This is a genomic window from Pseudobacillus badius (genome assembly GCF_002189605.1).
GTDB classification, from domain to species: Bacteria; Bacillota; Bacilli; order Bacillales; family Domibacillaceae; genus Pseudobacillus; species Pseudobacillus badius.
This window is the reverse complement of sequence record NZ_MWMM01000009.1, coordinates 96,528-118,844: the sequence shown is the minus strand read 5'-3', so window position 1 is coordinate 118,844 and position 22,317 is coordinate 96,528. Positions and strand designations below refer to the sequence as shown.

The following is a 22,317-nucleotide window of genomic DNA, read 5'->3' as shown; positions in this document are numbered from 1 at the left end:
TGGTTTTTCAGTTAATTCTTCATGCGGGGATCAAGCGCATCACGCAGCCCGTCCCCCATTAAATTGAAGCCAAGCACAGTCAGCATAATGGCAATTCCCGGAAAAAAGACGGTCCATGGCGCCTGCATAATAAAGTCCTTGGAGTCAGCAAGCATCTTTCCCCATTCCGGTGTCGGCGGCTGGGCTCCCATGCCAAGAAAGCCCAGCGCCGCCGCCTCAATAATAGCTGTAGCAATCGCCAATGTTCCTTGAACAATAATGGGAGCCAGACTGTTGGGCAGCACATGATGAAGCAAAATCCGGCTGTCCTTCATCCCGATCGCTTTAGCCGCTGTAATGTATTCTTCTTCCTTTACGGTCAACACCTTCGAACGGACAAGACGGCCAAATGTCGGCACATTGATGATCGCAATCGCAATTAAAGCGTTTCGCAGAGAGGGACCCAGCATGGCCACAACCGCGATCGCCAACAAGATGCTCGGAAACGCCAGCAAAATATCAAACAGGCGGGAAATGAGCGCATCCACCCATCTGCCGTAATAGCCGGCAATAATGCCAAGGCTTGATCCTACAACAACTGAACCAGCTACTGAAATAAATCCTACCCATAAAGAAATGCGGGCCCCGTAGACGACGCGGCTGAAAATATCACGCCCAAACTCGTCTGTTCCGAACCAGTGATCGGATGACGGCGGCAGGTGCTTGTTGGAAAGCGCCGTTTCTTTAAAGCCATAAGGAGCAATTAAATCAGCGAAGATAGCTAATAAAATGAAGAAAGACACGAGGGCGGCTCCAAACAAGGCCGCCTTATTTTTGCGGAATCTCCTCCAGACATCGACCCACGGTGAAACAGCCTTGTCTTCCTGCTGGATATTCATTTCTGGACCGGACGGAGGCAACTGAGTTTGTTCTGCAATTTCCGCCATATACTCCCCTCCTTTAACGGTATTTAATCCGCGGATCGATTGCGGCATAGAGCAAATCAACAATCAGGTTAATCAAAACAAAGATGGCAGCAACTACCAAAATGCCAGACTGAATCACCGGGTAATCACGAAATTGAATAGCTGAATAAATGTAATTTCCGATTCCGGGCCAGCCAAAAATCGTTTCTGTCAATATCGCTCCGCCTAACAAGAGACCCGTTTGGAGACCGATAATGGTTAGGATAGGAATAAATGCATTTTTCAAAGAATGCTTATATACAACCTTTAGCATGCTCATTCCCTTTGCGCGCGCCGTCCGGATATAATCGGAACGCATCACTTCCAGCATACTCGAACGTGTAATTCTGGCAATGATCGCCATTGGAATCGTGGCAAGAGCAACTCCCGGTAAAATGAGATGCTTGACAACCTCGATAAATTGATCAAACCGTCCTTGCAGCAGCGTATCAAGCAAATATAAGTGGGTGATGGCAGTAACCGGATCACGAATATTATCCCGTCCAGTTGTCGGCAGCCAATCCAGCTGGATAGAAAAGACGTACTGCTCCATTAAACCGAGCCAGAAAATCGGCATCGAAACCCCCACCAAAGCAAAGACCATTAATAAATAATCAAACCAGGAATTTTGAAACCATGCCGAAATAATACCGGCATTGACGCCGACCACAACCGCAACGATCATGGCAAACAAAGCAAGCTCAATAGTCGCCGCTAGATAAGGCCAAATTTCTGCGCTAATCGGGCTTCTCGTTCGAAACGATTCACCAAGATCTCCTGTAAGCAGATTTTTGATGTAATCAACAAACTGAATATATAACGGCTGATCAAGCCCCATTTCCTTTGTTAAGGCAGCAACAGCCGCCGGCGATGCCTGCTGCCCAAGCAAGATTTGCGCCGGGCTGCCGGGAATGGCGTGGATCAGAGAAAATACGATCAATGTCATTCCCAATAAAACAGGAATCAGCATGGATAGACGACGAATGGTATAAGCAAACATTTAGTCACCTGCTCTCAGTAATTAATTCTCATTTCGTCCTATCGAAAAATAGAGGAGGAGCTTTCCCGCTCCCCCTCCCTTGCTTATTCGATCGATACGCCTCCCATTGGCTGTGAGCCAGTTGGATGCGGGAAGAAGTTTTTAATCGTGCTTTTTCCGGCTAAGAGCGGAGTGGAGTGAGCCAAAGGCACCCAAGGAGCATCTTCATGGATGATTGCTTGTGCCTTCTTATACAGTTCAGCCCGTTTTGCCTCGTCGGTTTCCGCCTGTGCTTCTAACAGCAGCTTGTGAACTTCTTCATTCGCATAACGGGAATAGTTATTGGAGCCGATGGAATCTTTATCAAGAAGCGTATACAGGAAGTTGTCAGCATCTCCGTTATCTCCTGTCCAGCCGAGCATAAACAGAGCCGATTCTCCAGCCTGCACCTTCTCCAGGTAAGTGGCCCATTCCATTGTGACAATATTTGCTTTCACACCAATTTTCTCAAAGTCTGCCTGCAGCGCTTCGGCCACCTTTTGTCCATTTGGCATGTAAGGACGCGGCACCGGCATTGCCCATAAATCTACCTTAAAGCCATCCTTATAGCCGGCTTCAGCCAATAATTTTTTTGCTTTTTTAAGATCAAACTCATAATCTTTGATTTCGTCATTATAGCCTTGAAGAGTTGAAGGCATTGGGTTTTTGGCCGGTTCTGCCGTTCCTTCGTAGAAGTTTTTAATTAATGCCTCCTTGTTCACGGCATGACTCAGAGCTTGGCGCACCTTTGGATTGTTGAAAGGTTCTTTTTCCACATTAAAGCCAAGGTAGCCTACATTTAAAGATGGCCGCTCAAATAATTGTAAATTTTTGTCTCCTTTTACCTTTTCCGCATCGCTCGGGTTTAAGCCGTCAATTAAATCTACTTCTCCCTTAATCAAGGCATTTAAGCGGGCAGAATTATCCTCAATGACTTTAAAAATCAGTTTATCTACTTTTGGCTCGCCTTTTTTATGATAATCTTCATTTTTTACTAAAGTGATGGTATCGTTGCGTTTCCAGCTCTCGAATTTAAACGGTCCGGTTCCAACCGGGTTTTCGCCGTATTTATCACCGTGCTTCTCAATAGCTGCAGGGCTGGCTATCGCAAATGGCGACATCGCCAGGTTTTTCAAAAATGGCGCCTGCGGCTTGTTCAGCGTGAAGATCACTTTGTTGTCTCCATCCGCTTTTACCTCTTTAATAATAGCTGTGTCGCTGCCTTTAAACCCGCCAAATTGAGAGGCGAAGTAAGCAAATTTGGCCTCATCATTGCTGGTAAGCCATCTGTCCACATTTTTGACGACAGCTTCTGCGTTAAAGTCTGTTCCGTCGTGGAACTTGATTCCATCCTCCAATTCAAAGGTGTAAGTTAATCCGTCTTCGGAAACTGTCCATTGCTTCGCAAGTCCCGGAATAATTTTTGTTGTCTTCTTATCAAAGTTGACAAGTGTTTCATATACTTGCTCAGCAATGATTAAAGACTCTCCATCCGTCACAATAGCCGGATCAAGCGAGACCGCATCTCCACCGCGTCCATAAATTAATGTTCCGCCTCCCGCGCTGTCTCCCCCTTTGCTTCCGCCTCCATCAGAGGAGTTGGACGAGCAGCCAATCAGTGCCATAGAAAGCACGAGCAGGAATGCCAGCATTCCCAACAGCCTTTTCTTCATGATTTTTCCCCCTTGTATCTCTAAATTTATAATTACAGCTGTTCGCCATATAGATGACAAGCAGCGTAATGGCCTGGTTCTACTTCTGTAAAAGCCGGGCGGATAGACGCACATGCTTCCATGACCTTTGGGCAGCGCAAGTGAAACGGGCAGCCCGCCGGCGGGTTTGCCGGACTTGGCACATCGCCTTTCAGAACAATCCGTTCCTTTTTAATATCTACATCCGGAACAGGCACCGCTGACAACAAGGCTTCTGTATAAGGGTGTTTCGGCGAATCATACAATGCTTCGCTGTCCGCCAGCTCCATCATTTGCCCTAAGTACATCACGCCGACGCGATCGCTTATATGCCGTACAACACCTAAGTCGTGAGCAATAAACAAGTAAGTAAGCCCGAATTCCTTCTGCAAATCTTGCAGAAGGTTTAGCACCTGTGCCTGGATGGATACGTCCAGAGCAGATACTGGCTCGTCCGCAACGATCAGCTTCGGGTGAACCGCCAATGCCCGGGCAATGCCGATGCGCTGCCGCTGTCCGCCTGAGAACTGGTGAGGGTAGCGGTTCGCATGCCAGCTGCTTAAACCGACAATCTCTAACAGCTCCTGCACCCGCTTTTTGCGTTCGGTTTTGCTTTTCACTCCATGCACAATCAGCGGCTCTTCGAGGATTTTCTCTACTGTATGGCGCGGATTTAAAGAGGCAAACGGATCTTGGAACACCATCTGGATTTCCTTGCGCATCTTCCTCATTTCTTCTCTTGAGAGCTTTGTTAAGTCCTGGCCTTCAAACCGGATCGTGCCTTCTGTCGGCTCAAGCAGCCGGAGCAGCATGCGTCCGGTCGTGGACTTTCCGCATCCGCTCTCGCCGACCAAGCCAAGCGTTTCTCCTTTTTTGATATAAAAGGAGATATCATCTACCGCTTTAACTTCTCCCACTCTGCGCCCAAACAGGCCGCCATGGATAGGAAAAACCTTTTTTAAATGTTTCACCTCTAGCAAAGCTTCTGTCATACGATATACTCCTTTTCTTCTTCATACAGCCAGCAGCGCACTCTCTGTCCGTTTGATAGCGCTTTCAAATCTGGCGCTTCTTTCAGGCATTTTTCATGAGCCTGGCTGCAGCGCGGGGCGAATTGACAGCCAATATTCAAACTGCCTGGCTTAGGCACGTTTCCTGGTATGGAAAATAAACGCTGTTTCTTTGTGCGCATATCGGGAACAGATTTCAGCAAGCCAATTGTGTAAGGATGCGACGGATGCGTGAAGATCGATTCAACTGTTCCTTCCTCCACAATCCTTCCCGCATACATTACAACAACCCGTTGGCAAATTTCAGCTACTACGCCCAGATCATGTGTGATCATAATAATCGCTGTATCTGTTTCTTCATTTAATTTTTTCATCAACTCAAGAATTTGCGCTTGAATCGTCACATCTAATGCCGTCGTCGGTTCATCCGCAATCAAAATTTGCGGGTTGCAAATCATAGCCATAGCAATCATGACGCGCTGTCTCATTCCTCCCGACAACTGATGAGGGTATTCATTGACCAGCTGTTCAGCGCGGGCCAGTCCTACCTTTTTCAGCATAGCAACCGCTTGCTGCAGCGCTTCTTTCTTGGACAGCTTTTTATGATGCAGACGCAGTGCTTCTGTCAATTGGCTGCCAATGGTAAACAGCGGATTCAAGCTTGTCATCGGTTCCTGAAAAATCATAGCGATATCATTGCCGCGCACTTGGCGCATTCTTTTTTCAGAAGCTTGGGTTAAGTTTTCCCCTCTGTATAAGATTTCCCCTTCCACTTTGCTTGTTAAAGCCGGCACAAGTCCCATAATCGATAAAGAGGTAACGCTCTTTCCGCACCCTGACTCTCCCACTATGCCGAGGACCTCTCCCGCATGCACTTGAAAATCTACTTCATTCACTACTGTTAATGGTCCGTCATCCGTAAAAAAAGAAGTTTTCAATTTTTTTACATCCAACACAGGAGCAGACACAACTTATCCCCCTTTTATTTATAAATTTTCCTGACAAAATTATTACTATTTTTCCAAATTTAAAAATATTTTAACAATTATTTTTTTGAAAGTCTATCCATATTTTCAAAAAATACTATTTAGATATAAAGCTCACACAGTCAAAATTCCTTAACTACCCTTTAACTATCAAAAAAGAGCTGTCCCGAAAAACCATGAAAAATGATTGTTCGAGCCGACTCGTTTGCTTCTCCAACACAGGCGGCGGACGCTTTCCTTCCAATCCATCCTTTCCTTCGTCTGTTTTATTTTAGAGGTGAACCATAAAAAAACCCGGAGAACGATTCTCCAGGTTCTACATTAATGATCCAGCTGCTGCACTTGGAATAGACGGTAATACCCGCCTTCTTTCTGCATGAGCTCTTCATGAGAGCCGCTTTCTACAATCCGGCCGTGTTCAATTAAAATAATTCGGTCAGCATGAGTAATAGTCGACAAGCGATGGGCAACTATAAATGTCGTCCGATCTTTCGCCAGTTCCTCCATCGCTTCTTGAATTAAATGCTCACTTTCCAGATCTAAAGCCGATGTCGCCTCGTCCAGGATCAGAATCGGCGGATTTTTTAAAAATACCCGGGCAATAGCCACTCTCTGCTTCTGTCCCCCGGAAAGCTTAACGCCTCTTTCTCCTACTTTCGTATCGTACCCTTCCGGCAGGTTCATAATAAAATCATGGGCATTTGCCGCTTTGGCAGCCGCAATGACTTCCTCCTCTGTAGCATCCGGCTTCCCGAGCAAGATATTTGTTTTCACAGACTCGCTGAATAAGATATTATCTTGAAGTACCATTCCAATATGATCTCTTAAACTGCGGACTTTAAAATCTCGAATATCCGTCTCATCCAGTAAAATCCGGCCGGCCGTCACATCATAAAAGCGGGGAATCAAGCTGACAAGCGAAGACTTTCCGCCGCCGCTCATGCCAACGAGCGCCACCGTCTCCCCTGCTTTTACATCCAATTGGATGTCGTGCAGCACGTTCTCTTCTCCTTCATCATAGGCAAAATGTACGTTTTCAAACACAATGTGTCCTTTGACTTCGCCTACTTCTTTTGCATTTTCCTTATCGGTAATATCATACTTTTCATCAAGCAATTCAAATACCCGGTCCATTGATGCGATCGCCTGCGTCATCGTTGTGGATGAGTTAACAAGCCGGCGGAGCGGATTATACAGGCGGTCAACATATGCAATAAATGCTGCCATCGTTCCGACCGTTAACTGGCCGTGAATGACCTGATACCCCGCATAGCCAACAACGAGAAGCGGTGCAATGTCAGTAATTGTATTAACTACGGCAAAGGCTTTCGCGTTCCATCTCGTATGATCCAGCGCTTTTGTCAAAAAGTTTTTATTCTGCGCATCAAACTGTGTCTGTTCATACTCTTCAATAGCAAAGCTTTTAATGACGGACATTCCTTGTACACGTTCATGCAAATAGCTTTGCACCTCTGCTAAAGCCTGAGACCGCACTCTCGTCAGCTTGCGCAAATTGCCGAAAAAATAACGAACAGAAAGACCATAAAACGGAAAAACAATTAGGGAAACAATGGTTAATTTCACATCCATTGTCATCATAATTATGATGGCTATTAAAATCGTCGCCCCATCCAGCCAAACATTCATCAAGCCTGTAATGACGAAGTTCTTTGTCTGCTCGACATCATTAATGACCCTTGAAATCACCTCTCCGGCCCTTGTATTGGCATAATATCTAAAGCTCAGCTTCTGAATATGCGAAAACAGGCGGTCGCGAATATCATACAGAATTTTGCTGCCTGTCCACTGGGCGAAATATTGGCGGTAATACTCGACAGGCGGGCGCAAAACGACAAACAAAACGAGCATGCTGCCCAATATAAGAAATAATTGATGCTGCTTCTCTGCCGTTGTCATTCCCCCGCTGCCTACAATGTCATCAATGACATATTTAATCAATATCGGAATCAATAATGGAATCCCAAACTTGATAATACCAATCAGCAGTGTCCCGATAATTTGCCACCAGTATGGCCTGACAAATTGCATATAGCGTTTGATTGCATCCATTCCCGCTCCCCCCTCACTTAAAATAAGAAAAAACCTGTTGAAAATTCAACAGGCGCCGTCTCTTTCTATCGAGATACTAGCCTCGGTGCGTTAAATATTTCCCGTACCATTTATCGATAAAATTTGGTGAAAACGGACCTTGACGCTGGCGGATCAATTGAATTAAATGATCCACATTGCGCCGTAAAATTTTGTCTATCACTTCCGGATAATTCATTTTTTTGCTGTGCTGTTCATATTCATCTTCGTCAAGCAAAATGTATGACATATCCGGAAATACTTTTACGTCGAGATCATAGTCAATATACTTAAGCGCTTCCTGATCATATACAAATGGAGAACTAATATTGCAATAATAATAAATGCCGTCCGTTCTTAACATACCAATTACATTAAACCATTGTCTGGCATGGAAATAACAAATAGCCGGTTCTCTTGTAATCCATGTCCGTCCATCTGACTCTGTAACGACCGTGTGATCGTTGCCGCCAATCACAAGATTATTCGTTGCCTTTAAGACTATGGTCTCTTCCCAAACGCGATGAATGTGCCCGTCATGTTTATAGCTGTGGATTTGAATGGATGCACCTTCCTTGGGAATTGCCATGGTTTTCCCCTACTTTCATTCCAAACTGTTTGCCTTTACTTTTTCCTTTACGTGAACAAATAAACGTTATATTCCACTATTATAACGATTTAAATAGCAAATTGAAACAAAAGAGGCAGAAGAATAAGAAAAAGGACCGTCAGCATACATGCTGACAGCCCTTTTTGTGTTGGTGACGCTTATTGGTTGCGAGGAGCTCTGCCTTTGCGAGCCTCTGATTGAGTGTTTTGTTGTCTTACTTGCTGAGCATCTGTCTCAGCACCAAATTCAGTACCGAATTCAGCGTTTTGCCCTGCAGCAGAAGCAGCGTTACGACGTTTTACTTCATTTACATCTGTACCCGCTTGTGTTTTTTGTCTGTTGTTTGCCATCATTATCACCTCCACAAGAACTAATTTGCCCCGGGAGGTTAAAACTTATCCTTTTATCATAAAAAAAATTACACTAACAATGAACGGCCGCCATCAACGATGATTGTTTGTCCGCGGATCATATAAGCGCCCTCAGAAATCAAAAACATTACTGTATGAACAATATCTTCTATATGAACAATTCTTCCCGCTGGTGTATTCACCCGGGCATCCTCCAGTATTTCTTCACGGTTCGGGAAATGCTTCAGGGCTTCTGTATCAATCGCCCCGCCAGAAACCGCATTGACAACGATATTTTTATCAGCCAGTTCGACTGATAAATACCGCGTTAACGCTTCAACTGCCGCTTTTGACACTCCGACTGCCGTGTAATTTTTTAAATAGCGGATGGCGCCAAGCGAGCTGATGCTCACAATACTGCCGCCGCCTGTTTTTTCCATAAGGCGGGCCGCTTCTTGGGAGCAGAACAGCAGGGCTTTGCTGTTAATATCCATCGTCCAGTCCCAATGTTTTTCCTCAAGCTCCATAATCGGCCGCTGCACGCCTGAGGCCGCATTGTTGATTAAAACATCCAGCCGGCCAAACGTTTCCTTGATCTCAGCAAACATAGCTCTTACTTTTTCCATGTCGCCTACATTCGCTTTAATGACAAGCGCTTTTCGCCCTAGCTGTTCGATTTCCCCGGCCGTTTCCAAGGCGGCCGTTTTGCTGCGCGCATAGTTAATAACGATATCGTAACCGTTTCTGGCTAATTCCAATGCAATTTGCTTCCCTACTCCCCGGCTGCTCCCGGTGACTAATGCGACTTTTTGTTCCATTATTGTTTCTCCCTTCTGTTTCCTCTTTTAAATTGTACGGTCTTTGCGGCAAAGAAACAACGCTGGCTTCAGCGGTGCTGCGCCTTTTTCCAAATTTTTTGATGGGAAACGGAAAAAGCGTATTGCTCTACTTCGTCAGCTCTGACAAGGCGGCTGTTTTCTTTCTGCGGCTCTACCGAGATCATCTTCCCGGCATATACATCAATATCCCACGTCAAATGAGAAAACACATGCTGGATTTTGGCAAACGGCTCAGAATCGAGATGGACATCCACTCCATATTCCCGCTCCAGAAAAAGCTCCAATTCAACTTTCGGGTTTCCGATTCCGCTCAGCTCTGTGTTTGGAAACTCCCATAAATTAGCCAGCAGCCCTTCTTTAGGCCGCTTCTGGATGACTACCTCCCCGTTCTCCGTCTTTAGAACGGCTGCTGCCAAATGAACGTGCCTCACTGTTTTCTTTTTTGTTTTGACAGGCAGCTCAGCCATTGTTCCTTCGTGGAAGGCGCAGCAATGCTCCCTTACCGGACATAGAAGGCAAGAAGGCGAAGTCGGGGTACAAATTAATGCTCCCAGCTCCATGAGGGCTTGATTGAACGAAGAAGGGTCCTCCTTCGAAATTAATTGCCGGACTGCCTCCTCAAAGATTTTTCTGGAAGAAGCTTTCGCTATGTCGTCCCAAACTGATAGGATCCTTGAGATGACCCGCATGACATTGCCGTCCACGGCCGGCTCAGGGACTCCATAGGCAATACTTAAAATAGCACCGCTTGTATAAGGGCCTACTCCTTTTAAAGAAGAGATTTCTTCTTTTGTATCAGGCACTTTTCCTCCATATTTCTCTTGGACTTCCCGCACAGCCGCCTGCAAATTGCGGGCGCGCGAATAATACCCGAGCCCTTCCCACGCTTTCAATACTTTCTCTTCCTCTGCTTCAGCCAAAGCCTCAACAGTCGGGAATTGAGCAATAAACCGCTCAAAATACGGAATGACGGTATCCACTCTCGTTTGCTGGAGCATAATTTCCGACACCCAAACCTTATAAGGGTCCTGATCTGTCCGCCAAGGCAGCTCCCGCTTTTCCGCTTCATACCAATGAAGCAGATCGTGCTGAAACTGTTCAATATTCATCTTTTCTATATTATTAAGTGATGGAAAATTCACAACAAGCCTCCATAGATGTTAAAATTAAAAAGATATAGGGAATAGTAAAATTTAGAACCAACACCGCACCATCCGCATTTGACAAAAGGAGGGACACACTTGGATACTGGCACTCATCTCGTAATGGGGGTTGCGCTGGGCGGCCTGGCGACGCTTGACTCTGCCGTTGCTGCTGATCCGATGACAAAATATGCAGTCATGACAGCCGTCGTAGTCGGCTCGCAAGCTCCCGATATAGATACAATTTTAAAACTTCGAAACAATGCTGTCTATATACGCAATCACCGCGGAGCCACCCACTCGATACCAGCGGTTATTTTGTGGCCCTTATTGATTACAGCAGTTATTCATCTTTTATTTCCGGGCAGCAATTTGCTCCATTTATGGCTGTGGACTCAATTTGCCGTCTTTCTTCATGTATTTGTGGATATATTTAACGCCTATGGCACCCAAGCGCTCCGCCCGTTTTCCTCTAAATGGCTTGCCCTGGGGGTCATTAACACATTTGATCCGTTTATTTTTGCCATGCATATAGCCGGGCTCCTTTTATGGGCATTAGGCGCTCATCCAGGCTATACATTTTTAGTGATTTATTTAATCCTGATTGGCTATTACATTTTGCGCTTTCAAATGCAAGGAGCTATTAGAAGCTCTGTAAAAAGGCTGATCCCCGACGCCGAGGAAATTATCATTGCGCCAACCATCCGCTTTAATCAATGGCGCATCGCGGTCAAAGCTCCGCAGCACTTTTACGTAGCCCGCGGCTATAGAAGGTCTGTTACGATACTGGACAAATACAAACGAGTGAAAATTCCAGACTCCGAGCTGTTCCGGGCAGCAAAGAAAAATGAAAACCTGGCAGCCTTTCTTCACTTCTCACCCGTATACCGCTGGGAAGTAGCGGAATATAACGATTGCTTCGAAGTGAAATTCATCGACCTTCGCTACCGCAACAACGGGTATTATCCATTTGTTGCGGTCGTCCAGCTGGATCTTGACTATAACGTGATCGGCTCTTACACTGGCTGGATTTTCAGCGAGGAAAAATTGCGAAAAAAACTCACATTTATCCCAGAATCTCATTAGAACACTCTCGCGGCTTTAAAACAGCTGCGAGAGTGTTTTTCTGTTCATTTCTTTATGCAAGATGACAGAGGCCGGGCTTTCCTCCATTAATAAAACCCGCCAGACAGCGGGTTTTATTAATGGGCCAGATCATTTTCATCCTCAAGCAAATGACTGTATTTCGGATTGCGGCCGGCAAATTCATGAAGCCGGCTTCCGTAATTTTCAAGCCATTGCCGAATGACTTTTTCGGTCAGTTCTTTTCCTTGATAATCCCGGCCGGCCTTGGCATAAGTCGCCTCGAAATCTTCCCACAAAAGCTCCACCCAGGTCCGGGCGCGGGCATAAGAAAGACTGCTGTTTTTGCTGAGCAACAGACTCGTCAGCCGTTCAAAAATATCTTCCATCGTATCCTTTCCTTTCTTTAAACTAATTAAAGCTTTAACATCGAGATCGGCAGCCCTTCTTCCTTGCCATCGCCGCCGATGCGGTAGCCCCAAGCAAAAACCCCGTTCATATAATCAATTTTAAAGTAAGCACCCGGAGCCCCTTTCATTTCATAAAGCTCGCCTGGAGTAAAATCATCAGGATTCATTAAGTACGCCTCTGCCATTAGTGCTTTTCTTTCCAAAACGGCAAATTCGTTGACAATGCCAAGCTGCTCCGCTTTGCGCGCTTTTTCTTTTAAGCGGGCAATTTCCTGCCTTAATTCGAATTCTTCCATATCGCTATAGCGTTTCTGTGGTTCCAATAGTTGCACACCCTTTTTTCCTTCAGTATAGTGAAATAACACCAAATAAGAAAGCAGAAAGGATGGTTTTCTTGAAAAATTGCTTCATTACCGGCGGCGGTTCCGGTCTGGGAAAAGAGCTTGCCCTCCTTTACAGCCAAAAAGGATGTCACGTTCTTCTCGCCGGACGCCGGGCTGACAAGCTGGAGGCCGTAAAAAAAGCCATCGAAGCCGGCGGCGGCACAGCAGCCATTTACGAGCTTGATGTCCGGAACGCGGCAGAGATCGAACAGCTTGCCGCCTCTTTTCAAGCCAACGGCCAAACACTGGACCTTCTTATCAACAATGCAGGCATCGGGATTTTCGGCCCTTTTCCGACTATCACATCAGATGACATCGAAGCTGTATTTTCAGTCAATGTCTGCGCCCCCATTATGCTGACAAAAGCTTTTCTGCCGCTTTTAGGGAGCCGCTCTTCAGTTGTAAACATTATCTCGACGGCCGGGCTGCGCGGGAAGAAACATGAAGCGCTTTATTGCGCAAGCAAATTTGCCTTGCGAGGATTGACCGAAAGCCTTCAAAAAGAATATCAAGAAAGCGGCCCGAGATTTGTGGCAGCTTATATGGGCGGCATGAATACGCCCTTTTGGGAGCAGTCAAAGCATGTGAAAGACCCTTCTGTGCTGCCATCGCCGAAGCAAGTGGCCGAACAGATTGTTCAAGAAGCAGAAGAAAAGCTGGAAATTATTATCGAAAGATAGCCCTACTCGCCTTGCAGCTTTTCTATGGCTTGTTCGATATCGCTCATGGAAAACCCTTTTCTATATAAGGCCTGCTTCATTTTTTGGCGATATTCACCGTCTGAAAACTTGCTATACCGGCGATGGGCTTTCTCCGCTTGATACATGAGCGCTTGGAGGCGCTCTTCCTCACTCTCCTCACTGGCTGATCCCGCCACAGCCTCCTGGATAACCGGCCATCCATATCCCTTTCTAGCCAGCGTCTGTTCCACCTTCTGCTTTTGGATAACCGGCGATTCCTTCACATATTTTCGTCTATATTTGTCAGCGAGCTTTAACGCTTTTTCCACCTGAAGGCTGGCTGTAAATTTGGCTAATGCCTGTTCTATAAAGGATTGCTTGATTCCTTTCTCTTTCAACTCCCGTTCAATCGCTTGCGGTCCTTTATCGGACGTATTTATTTGCGTATTCACATAGGCGGCGGCAAATTCGTTATCATCTAAATAACTCATCCGGTAAAGTGTGTGAATAATTTCCTCCGCTGCCTCATGTTCGATTTCTTTTTTGGCAAGAAACTCTCGGACTTCTTTTTCTGCCCTCATCCGGATTGATAGAAAATGAATAGCCATATTCAAGCCTTTTCGAATTTCATCGTGCCGGAGAATGGCCGCTATTTGATCAGCCCCCAGCTCCATTCCCTTTTTTAAACCGTATTGAATAAGAACGGATTCATCGACACTAAATGCGTATTCCTCGTTTAAAAAGATGTTGTAACGATCTGTCAGCTTTTGCTGAAGAGAGATTTTCGTAATTACCTTCATCTTCATCACCTCTTTCTTCTAATGTAACATGAAAATGTTTCACTGCCGGCAAATGAAGGGTACTATAATAAATAAAAAATGATTTTTTTAATGGAAAATGGGGAGGGATCGCCATGAAAGCAGCTATTGCCGGCGGCACTGGATTTGTTGGAAAAGCATTGATCAATGAACTGTTAAAAAACGGCCATCAGGTCGTTATTTTAACGCGGAACCCGGAAAACAAGAAAAATACAGAAAACATTCGTTATGTGAAGTGGCTGTCTGCCGGCTCCCATCCAGAAAAAGAGCTTGAGGATGTTCACGCTTTTATCAATCTCGCAGGAGAGTCGATTAACAGCGGCCGCTGGACGGACCAGCGCAAACAGCAGATTATTGACAGCCGCATCTCCTCAACGCGGGAGATCATTAGAATCATGGGGGAGCTGCCGCATAAGCCAGACGTGTTGATCAACGCCAGCGCGATTGGCTGCTATCCTGTTTCCGAAGAAGAAACATTCACGGAAGCATCGCCTACGGCAAATGACGGGTTCCTTGCTGAAACCGTACATATCTGGGAAAAAGAAGCACAGCAAGCAGAGCGGCTCGGTATCCGGACGGCGATGAGCCGGTTTGGAGTCATCCTGGGAAAAGAAGAAGGAGCCCTGCCCCGCATGGCGCTGCCGTATAAATTGTTCGCTGGCGGAAAAATCGGCTCAGGCCGGCAATGGATGTCATGGATACACATTGCCGATGTGGCCCGGGCGCTTCGCTTTATTATGGAGCACCCTGAAATCAACGGACCGGTTAATCTAACAGCCCCTTCACCAGAACGCCTCCATACACTTGGGAAGGCTTTAGGGGAAGTGCTGCATCGCCCTCATTGGCTGGCTGTGCCATCCATTGCCGTAAAGGCGGCGCTTGGTGAGATGAGCACGATCATTTTAGAAGGACAGCGCGTCCTTCCTGAAAAATTAACGGCTCACTCTTTTGTTTTTAAATTTCCTCATATTAAAGAGGCATTGGCAGATATCTATACATAATTGTGCACAAAAATATCCACAAGTTGTTAGCTTTGTGGATATTTTTGTGCAGCCTCTTATTTATTAGGCACTATTTTTCTTGGAAGTGTGGAAAATTTTATCCACAACATGTGAATAAGATGTGGAAGACCTATCGCTCGAACCTTCTTGGACTATCATAGCGCTCCCATTTAATCGATAACTCCAGTGCCATTGACAGCAGCACCCCCATTATCAAACCGTTAGAGAAGAGAGGCTGCACATAGACTGGCAGCTGACTGAATATCTGCGGATCTGTTGTCATCAAGCTAATGCCGGTCAGCACAGGCAAGGCAATCCGAAAGATCGTGTTCGAGTTAAAGATTGTTCCTTGAATAGACTGCAGAGCTGTTCCAAACAGCTGCAAGTAGGCTACAAATAAGACTGCATTTCCGATAGTCATCGGCATGGCGGCAAAGAACGAGCCGACAGCCGGAATAAGCCCAAGCAGGCTAAATAAAGCGCCGCCCAGCAAAAAAGGCAGCCTCTCTAAAATACGGGTGCTTTCTAAAAAACCGATGGTGGAAGTAAAAGGAGCGTAAGGCACTAACCCTAAAACAGAACCAGCCGCTGTATAAAAGCCGGTTAAGGTCAAAGAGCGGCTGTACCGGCTCTCTGACGGCTCCTCGCGGTACAGGCGCCCGGCTGCCTGTATCGAGGCGATCGTATTGCTAATGTTAAGCACACCAGCTGTGAAAGTCGTCAAAACGATTCCCCATTCCAGGTTCGGTGCTCCTAATGGAAAAGGAGAAAACGACTGGCTCGATGCCGATAATGCCGCATCTCCCGGGAAAAAGCAGTTATGTAAAATCCAGCCGACTACAATCCCTATTAAAATAGAAAAGTTGCTGATCGCTCCTGTTCCTTTTACTTTCAAAATTGTGACGAGAAGGACAATGCCCACTGATAACAAACTGACGGGGACATCCAATGTTCCCTCGGGGGTAATCTTCAGCATTCCCGAGAAAAAAATAAAGATGAGCTGAGCGGAAAGCAAGAACAAGTAGACACTCATCACCATTGGCGTAAACACTTTTTTAATGACTGAAGATAAACCTAATAAACCGGCGGCTATCATAAAAACAGCCGAAGCCATCATTCCGGTAGCAACGCCGCCCCCAATTGTCTGCAAATCCATGCCAAGCGCAGAAGCAGAGGCACTTAAGTTCAAGAGCAAGCCCCACATAAGACCTGAATGCCCTTCCATTAATGGGTAGCGATGTCCCCACAATCCTTGCAGCACACAGGCTGCTCCTGTAAAGATAAGCGAGCTGCGCAGCGTCATTGCTACTTCTTGGGCGGATAAATCAAAGGCAGCCCCAATCGAAACGGGCACGACAATCGTATTGGCAAAAATAAAAAATACCCATTGGATAGCTGCCATGCCTGTCGGCAGCGCTTTAACCATTCTCATCTTCTTCTCTCCTCCCCCTTGCACCCTCCTCCTGATCAAAAAGAAAACCATCCCACAGCCGGCTTGCCTGCCGCCGCGCCTTACATTGCTGCGGGAGGATCAGGGAAGCTTTGCGCTCGTGGCATGGTTGATCTGCTGGATATTATCTTTTATTTATGGACAGGTGATCGCTCTATTTAATTTGCTCGAACGTGAGGCCCCGCTTTTTCATTAAATGACGAAGAGCTGCCCGGAAAGACAAAAATGTATTTAGATTATCGACAATGGACAAGCCCGACTGGATAAGATCCTGGGTAACCGCCGGGGTAAAACCAACAAACAAAACGTCTACTCCCATTAAATTCAAAGCCTTTTGGACATTCTCAATGTACATGCCAAGTGTATCTATTTCTCCTAATTCCTTTTGGGAAATAGCCGTAAAATCAATAATAACGGTATTTAAGCCTTCGTTATAGGATAGACGATAAGCTGTTTCACTGATTTTCGTAAAAATTAATTCCAATCGGTCAGGAGATAGCTTTCCTGTCACGGGCACCAAAATTGTTTCTGGAATAATGGATGGAATGACCGGTACAGAGATTTCATTAATTAACTCTTCATATTCTTTTATTTGCCGCTTTAATTCCTTTATCTCTTGTTTTAATTCGTCTACTTCTCTCTCCATAATCTATTTGAACCCCCGTTATGATTTTCAAAAGGCCTGAAACTATCCTTCATTATAGCAAAAAGCAAGGATAAAAAGCATCTGAATGTCCTCTCTTGCCATTTATCATTCAAGAGGACATCCATTATTTATAAAAACCTACCCTTTCCAAGCGGAAGCCCTTATTCGCCCTTCAGCGTCAGCAAGGTCACAGACTCTACATGGGCCGTTTGCGGAAACATATCTACAGGCTGAATGTACTCGATTTTGTACAAACGGCTCAATTGGTGAATGTCTTTGGCAAGTGTTGACGGGTTGCAAGACACGTATACGAACCGTTTCGGCTTGACCTTTTTAACCGTATCGAGCAGCTTTTGGTCACAGCCTGTACGCGGGGGATCAACAATCACGACGTCCGGCTTCCAGCCAGCCTTTAACCACGCAGGAAGCCATTGTTCTGCTGTTCCCACCTCATACACCGCTTTGATCTTGAGAGCTTTCGCATTCTCTCTTGCATCTTTAATCGATTCGGGAATGACATCCATTCCCCGGATCTCCGCTGCTCCTTCTCCTATCCACAGACCGATCGTACCCGAACCGCAGTAGGCATCGACGACTTTCTCGCTGCCTGTCAGCTGAGCCGCTCTCTTTACTTCATCATAAAGCTTGGCGGTTTGTTCTGGATTAAGCTGAAAAAACGCCCGGGCAGACAGGGTATATCGGCGGTTGCCAAGCCGTTCTTCGATAGCTTCCGGACCGGCGAGCGGCACGCTTTTTTCCCCAAAAATCAGCGATGTTTTTTTAGGATTAATATTATGAATAATTGACTTTACATGCGGAAGCCGTTTTTGGATTTCTTGTGTGATCAGTTCTTTTTTAGGCAGTTCATTCACCGCTGTCACGATGACGACCTGGACATCGCCCGTCGCAACGCCCACCCGGACAACAACCGTTTTGACGGCTCCCTTGTTTTTCTTCTCGTCATAGATGGAAATGTTGAAATCCTGCAATATTTGCTTTACTTGCTTAAGCACATCGTTCAGCACCGGCTGCTGGACGATACAATTAGGAATATCGATCAGCTTATGAGAGTTCATACTGTACAATCCGGCAATCACCATGCCGTCTTGCTTGCCGACTTGAAATTGGCTTTTATTGCGGTAAAACCACGGTTCTTCCATGCCGATCGCCGGCCTGATATCCAGTGTATCTATTGCCACTTTCGTATACCGCTCAAGCGCCTGGATTAAAATATCGCGCTTAGCCCGAAGCTGCTCGCTATATGTCATATGCTGCAGCTGGCAGCCGCCGCATTGGTCGTATACGGAGCATGGCGGCACCGTGCGATGTTCAGATTTTTTTCTGATTTTTTTGATGCGCCCTTCTGTAAATTTCGGGTGTACCTTTACTGCTTCTACAACGACTTCTTCTCCAGGAAGCGCACCTGGAACGAAAACAACCTGCCGCTTAAAGTAACCAACCCCTTCCCCGTTAATGCCAATGCGCTTAATTGTCAGAGGAAACGTCTGTTTTGCCTTGATCTTTGCTTTATCTTCCTGTTTCACTTCGTCACGTCCTCACTGTTTTTGCCCCATATTATCCCTCATTATAACGAAAAAACAGGACTGCCGCAGCAGCCCTATGCCGAAATTCTTTTTTGTTTTTTACGGTAATCATCAAGGCTTTCGAAACGATAGCCTTGCTTTTTCAGTTCTTTGATGGCCTTTGGCAGCGCCTCAGCGTTATCTTTAGAAACCGTATGAAGCAAAATGACGGCTCCAGGGTGGATCTGCTTCATAATATTGTCGTATGAATACTGCCATCCTTTTTGATTGTTCGTCTGCCAATCAACAAAAGCCAGCGACCACATAACATGAGTGTATCCTTCTTCCCGCGCCACCTTCAATGTTCTTTCACTGAAAATGCCGCGCGGCGGACGGAGATATTTCATCTGTTTCTGCTTCGTAAGGCGCGCCGTTTCTTTCTCCACCAGCTTCAGCTCTTCCCTTAATTTTTCATCGCTGACTTGGGTTAAATCAGGATGATGCCAAGAGTGATTGCCAATAATATGGCCTTCTTTATTCATTCGTTTTACAAGATCAGGGGCGCTTTTTAAATAGTGGCCTGTAATGAAAAACGCCGCAGGCACTTTTTCTTTTTTCAGCGTATTTAACACACTGGCGGTATAGCCGTTTTCATAACCGTTATCAAAAGTTAAATACAACACCTTCTCCTTGGAGCTCCCTTTGTAAAAGGCGCCGTTGTCAGCTAACAGCTTGTCGAGCTCCTGCCCGGCTTCTGCCTGCTGGCCATTGCCGCCTTTTTTAAACCCCCAATGAATGGCTTGGTTGGAAGCCGCCATGGCGGAATAAGTGAAACTAAAGAAAAACAAGACAGCGCACACGCTGTAAAGGATCCGTTTCATGATCATCTTCCTTTGCTTTTTCTTTAGTTTCAGTTTAAACAAAGAAAATATCCTCGTTTTCCGATGCTATTTTCACCAAAAATAACTAATAAATAATCCGACAGACAACAGGAAACCGAAAAAGGTATTCGTCTGTGCTGTTGCTTTCATGGCTAAGCCGGTTCGTTTAGGGGCTTGATCTCCGAGGAACCCCTTGATCGCCTGAACAGGCTTAGGCACGCTCAAAAAGATAAGGAACAGCCAAGGGCTGACATCGTTAAAAACGACCAGTCCGACAACCCATAGATAGGAAAACGCAAACAAAAAGCCTAAAAAGTACACTGCTTTTTCGTGGCCCAGTAAAATCGCCAGCGTTTTCCTGCCGCCTTTTTTATCTTCTTCAATGTCGCGGATATTGTTGGAAAGATTAATGGCCCCTACAAGGATCGCAATCGGAATAGAAATAAGAATGCTGTCCGTATTAACGACTCCAGTCTGAATGAAAAATGAAATCAAAATAAAAAAAGAACCCATGCATAAGCCCGAGAAAAGCTCTCCGAACGGTGTATAAGCGATCGGAAGCGGACCGCCTGTATATAAATAGCCAACCGCCATCCCGCCGAGACCCACAAGAGCCAGCCACCAGCTGCTGCTTGCGCATATATACACACCTAGCATCAGCGCTAAAGCATAAAAAACCAGCGCCAGCTGCAGCACCGTTTTCGGCTTCATTCCATGGCGGACGATTGCCCCGCCGATGCCGACAGACTCTTCTGTATCCAATCCCCGTTTGAAATCATAGTATTCGTTAAACAAATTCGTAGCAATTTGAATCCATAAACAAGCAAAAAGCATAGCCAGAAAAAGCCAGACATCTACATTGGTGTAGAACATTGCTAATACAGTTCCAATTAGCACTGGAACAAAAGAAGCGGTTAATGTATGCGGCCGGGTTAACTGCCATAATATTTTGGCTGTGCTTTGCTTATCGGCAGCGCTGGATTTATTTGATGTATGTTCTTGATTCATTCCTCTCTTCCTCTCAACTTCCCATAATAAATTTGCCTGAACCCCCTTCATTATAACCGAAAAATAACTGAAAGGGCCGGCTTTTTGATTTGCCGTGCTGCAAGCTTCTTGATTATCCTCACCCGCACAAAAAGCTCCCCGTCCAGCCAACAGCTTGTTGGGGAAGAGGAGCCTTTGAAAGCAAAGGGATCAGCTAAACACTGGTTCTTTAAATTGAGAAAGCTTTTCTAAAGAAGATTTATCCACATGCTCATGCAGGCTGTTGCCGTGTGAATCCATGGTAACCACAGCGGTGAAATCTTCTACTTGCAGGTGCCACATTGCTTCTGGAATACCAAAATTCATTAAGTCCACACCATCTACTGATTTGATGCAATCCGCATAATATTGGGCTGCGCCGCCGATCGCATTCAAATACACACCGCCATGCTCTTTTAAGGCTGCGAGAGTTTTTGGCCCCATGCCGCCTTTGCCGATGACCGCGCGAATGCCGAATTTCTTCATAATATCTCCCTGATAAGGCTCCTCGCGGATAGAAGTAGTTGGACCGGCTGCTTTCACATGCCAATTTCCTTGCTCATCTTTCAGCATGACCGGACCGCAGTGGTAGATAACTTGGCCGTTCAAGTCAACTGGCGCATCATGATCCATTAAATATTTATGAATCGCATCACGGCCTGTATACATTCTGCCAGTGATTTTCACGACATCTCCCACTTTTAATTCACGGATTTGTTCTTCCGTAATCGGTGCTGTTAGTGTAAACGTGCGGCCCTCCGACTTTGCTTCTTCTGTCTCAGACTGAGCAGAATCGAAGGAGATCTTTTCGCCATCTTGGTAAAACCACTCTTGAATTTCTCCAGTATCGGCATGAATTTGTACGCCCAAGCGGCGGAAAGCCCAGCAGTTATAGGCTACGGAAACAAAGAAGCTCGCCGGCAGACGATGGATCACTCCCACTTTGCAGCCAAGCAAAGTGGTTTCGCCGCCAAAGCCCATTGTACCGATTCCAAGCTCGTTTGCATGCTCCATCACATATTCTTCAAGCTGGCGAAGCTGTTCGTTCGGGTTCACATCATCCACACGGCGGAAAAGCTGTTCCTTCGCCAGCTCATAGCCTGTGGTCCGGTCGCCGCCGATGCCTACGCCAATAAATCCGGCGCTGCAGCCTTGTCCTTGTGCCTGGTACACAGAATGCATGATGCATTTGCGGATGCCATCTAAATCGCGGCCCGCTCTTCCAAGACCTTCAAGCTCACAAGGAAGGCTGTATTGAATGTTTTTATTTTCACAGCCGCCTCCTTTTAAAATCAGGCGGGCATCAATATAATCTTTTTCCCATTGTTCAAATTTAATAACCGGCGTGCCGGCTCCTAAGTTGTCCCCGCTGTTTTCGCCTGTTAATGAATCAACCGAGTTCGGGCGCAGCTTGCCATCTTTCGTGGCCTGCACTAACGCTTCGTGGATCGCTTGTTTCAGCTGCAGCTGGTTCACGCCAACCGGTGTTTTCACTTTAAACGTCGGCATCCCTGTATCCTGGCAAATCGGTGATACATTTTCATCCGCCATTTGAATGTTGTTTGTGATTGTATTCAAGCTCATGGCTGCGCTCGTGCCGGCATTCTCACGGACAACTGCCGCTTTTACTGCTCGGCGCACATCCTTCGGCAAATTAGTGGATGTTTCGACAATCAACTCGTACATGCTTTGTTGGAACTGTTCCAAATTCATGATCTTTCCCCTTCCCACTCACTCT

At 46.0% G+C, this 22,317-nt stretch carries 22 protein-coding genes; 3 read left to right on the top strand and 19 right to left on the bottom strand.

What is annotated here, in order from left to right; translation table 11 throughout:
- Window positions 1–11: 11 nt before the first annotated feature.
- The 10 genes from B1A98_RS14530 to mutY all read right to left on the bottom strand — a co-directional run bounded on the left by B1A98_RS14530 (window position 12) and on the right by mutY (window position 10,645).
- Complete coding sequence (locus B1A98_RS14530; RefSeq protein WP_041101641.1) at window positions 12–926, bottom strand: ABC transporter permease; 915 nt, start codon at window positions 924–926, stop codon at window positions 12–14.
- 13 nt (window positions 927–939) lie between these two features.
- Window positions 940–1,944 (bottom strand): ABC transporter permease, encoded by a 1,005-nt coding sequence (locus B1A98_RS14525; RefSeq protein WP_041101639.1) that lies wholly within the window; start codon window positions 1,942–1,944, stop codon window positions 940–942.
- Between the two features lie 83 nt (window positions 1,945–2,027).
- Entirely contained in the window at window positions 2,028–3,635 is a 1,608-nt protein-coding gene (locus B1A98_RS14520) for an ABC transporter substrate-binding protein (protein ID WP_063383788.1), read from the bottom strand.
- 32 nt (window positions 3,636–3,667) lie between these two features.
- Window positions 3,668–4,645, bottom strand: coding sequence for an ABC transporter ATP-binding protein (locus tag B1A98_RS14515; RefSeq protein ID WP_063383787.1), 978 nt, complete (start codon window positions 4,643–4,645; stop codon window positions 3,668–3,670).
- Window positions 4,642–5,631: an ABC transporter ATP-binding protein gene (locus B1A98_RS14510; RefSeq protein ID WP_063383786.1), complete on the bottom strand. Its 990-nt coding sequence runs from the start codon at window positions 5,629–5,631 to the stop codon at window positions 4,642–4,644. Before B1A98_RS14510 ends, B1A98_RS14515 begins: the two co-directional genes overlap by 4 nt.
- Window positions 5,632–5,970: 339 nt before the next feature.
- The gene (locus B1A98_RS14505; RefSeq protein WP_063383785.1) at window positions 5,971–7,719 is read right to left on the bottom strand and encodes an ABC transporter ATP-binding protein; all 1,749 of its coding nucleotides are present in this window, start codon (window positions 7,717–7,719) and stop codon (window positions 5,971–5,973) included.
- A 76-nt stretch (window positions 7,720–7,795) separates the two neighbouring features.
- Window positions 7,796–8,326 (bottom strand): nucleoside tri-diphosphate phosphatase, encoded by a 531-nt coding sequence (gene ntdP, locus B1A98_RS14500; RefSeq protein ID WP_041101629.1) that lies wholly within the window; start codon window positions 8,324–8,326, stop codon window positions 7,796–7,798.
- Between the two features lie 179 nt (window positions 8,327–8,505).
- Complete coding sequence (locus B1A98_RS14495) at window positions 8,506–8,700, bottom strand: gamma-type small acid-soluble spore protein (RefSeq protein WP_370511073.1); 195 nt, start codon at window positions 8,698–8,700, stop codon at window positions 8,506–8,508.
- 65 nt (window positions 8,701–8,765) lie between these two features.
- Window positions 8,766–9,515: an enoyl-[acyl-carrier-protein] reductase FabL gene (fabL, locus tag B1A98_RS14490; protein ID WP_063383783.1), complete on the bottom strand. Its 750-nt coding sequence runs from the start codon at window positions 9,513–9,515 to the stop codon at window positions 8,766–8,768.
- A gap of 68 nt (window positions 9,516–9,583) precedes the next feature.
- Window positions 9,584–10,645 (bottom strand): A/G-specific adenine glycosylase, encoded by a 1,062-nt coding sequence (mutY, locus tag B1A98_RS14485; protein ID WP_063383795.1) that lies wholly within the window; start codon window positions 10,643–10,645, stop codon window positions 9,584–9,586.
- Window positions 10,646–10,777: 132 nt separating this feature from the next.
- Here mutY and B1A98_RS14480 point away from each other — a divergent pair, with 132 nt between their 5' ends.
- The gene (locus B1A98_RS14480; protein ID WP_063383782.1) at window positions 10,778–11,764 is read left to right on the top strand and encodes a metal-dependent hydrolase; all 987 of its coding nucleotides are present in this window, start codon (window positions 10,778–10,780) and stop codon (window positions 11,762–11,764) included.
- A 116-nt stretch (window positions 11,765–11,880) separates the two neighbouring features.
- Here B1A98_RS14480 and B1A98_RS14475 read toward each other — a convergent pair whose 3' ends face one another.
- Both B1A98_RS14475 and B1A98_RS14470 read right to left on the bottom strand, forming a co-directional pair.
- Window positions 11,881–12,150 (bottom strand): YfhJ family protein, encoded by a 270-nt coding sequence (locus B1A98_RS14475; protein ID WP_063383781.1) that lies wholly within the window; start codon window positions 12,148–12,150, stop codon window positions 11,881–11,883.
- Window positions 12,151–12,176: 26 nt separating this feature from the next.
- Window positions 12,177–12,494 carry a YfhH family protein gene (locus tag B1A98_RS14470; protein WP_223662760.1) on the bottom strand — a complete coding sequence of 106 codons (318 nt, stop codon included), beginning with the start codon at window positions 12,492–12,494 and terminating at the stop codon, window positions 12,177–12,179.
- A 71-nt stretch (window positions 12,495–12,565) separates the two neighbouring features.
- Between B1A98_RS14470 and B1A98_RS14465 the strand changes: the two genes are divergently transcribed.
- The gene (locus tag B1A98_RS14465) at window positions 12,566–13,234 is read left to right on the top strand and encodes an SDR family NAD(P)-dependent oxidoreductase (protein ID WP_063383780.1); all 669 of its coding nucleotides are present in this window, start codon (window positions 12,566–12,568) and stop codon (window positions 13,232–13,234) included.
- Window positions 13,235–13,236: 2 nt separating this feature from the next.
- Here the strand turns inward: B1A98_RS14465 and recX are convergent, their stop codons facing one another.
- On the bottom strand, window positions 13,237–14,034 hold the full coding sequence (gene recX / locus B1A98_RS14460; RefSeq protein ID WP_063383779.1) for a recombination regulator RecX: 798 nt from the start codon (window positions 14,032–14,034) through the stop codon (window positions 13,237–13,239).
- 113 nt (window positions 14,035–14,147) lie between these two features.
- Here recX and B1A98_RS14455 point away from each other — a divergent pair, with 113 nt between their 5' ends.
- Window positions 14,148–15,053 carry a TIGR01777 family oxidoreductase gene (locus tag B1A98_RS14455; RefSeq protein ID WP_063383778.1) on the top strand — a complete coding sequence of 302 codons (906 nt, stop codon included), beginning with the start codon at window positions 14,148–14,150 and terminating at the stop codon, window positions 15,051–15,053.
- A gap of 130 nt (window positions 15,054–15,183) precedes the next feature.
- Here B1A98_RS14455 and B1A98_RS14450 read toward each other — a convergent pair whose 3' ends face one another.
- The 6 genes from B1A98_RS14450 to B1A98_RS14425 all read right to left on the bottom strand — a co-directional run bounded on the left by B1A98_RS14450 (window position 15,184) and on the right by B1A98_RS14425 (window position 22,292).
- The gene (locus B1A98_RS14450) at window positions 15,184–16,485 is read right to left on the bottom strand and encodes a uracil/xanthine transporter (RefSeq protein WP_063383777.1); all 1,302 of its coding nucleotides are present in this window, start codon (window positions 16,483–16,485) and stop codon (window positions 15,184–15,186) included.
- 172 nt (window positions 16,486–16,657) lie between these two features.
- Window positions 16,658–17,149 carry an STAS domain-containing protein gene (locus B1A98_RS14445; RefSeq protein ID WP_063383776.1) on the bottom strand — a complete coding sequence of 164 codons (492 nt, stop codon included), beginning with the start codon at window positions 17,147–17,149 and terminating at the stop codon, window positions 16,658–16,660.
- A gap of 161 nt (window positions 17,150–17,310) precedes the next feature.
- Window positions 17,311–18,693 carry a 23S rRNA (uracil(1939)-C(5))-methyltransferase RlmD gene (rlmD, locus tag B1A98_RS14440; protein ID WP_063383775.1) on the bottom strand — a complete coding sequence of 461 codons (1,383 nt, stop codon included), beginning with the start codon at window positions 18,691–18,693 and terminating at the stop codon, window positions 17,311–17,313.
- 74 nt (window positions 18,694–18,767) lie between these two features.
- Window positions 18,768–19,553 (bottom strand): delta-lactam-biosynthetic de-N-acetylase, encoded by a 786-nt coding sequence (pdaA, locus tag B1A98_RS14435; RefSeq protein ID WP_063383774.1) that lies wholly within the window; start codon window positions 19,551–19,553, stop codon window positions 18,768–18,770.
- A 72-nt stretch (window positions 19,554–19,625) separates the two neighbouring features.
- Window positions 19,626–20,561 carry a 1,4-dihydroxy-2-naphthoate polyprenyltransferase gene (locus B1A98_RS14430; RefSeq protein WP_063383773.1) on the bottom strand — a complete coding sequence of 312 codons (936 nt, stop codon included), beginning with the start codon at window positions 20,559–20,561 and terminating at the stop codon, window positions 19,626–19,628.
- A 189-nt stretch (window positions 20,562–20,750) separates the two neighbouring features.
- Entirely contained in the window at window positions 20,751–22,292 is a 1,542-nt protein-coding gene (locus tag B1A98_RS14425) for a fumarate hydratase (RefSeq protein ID WP_063383772.1), read from the bottom strand.
- Window positions 22,293–22,317 lie beyond the last annotated feature (25 nt).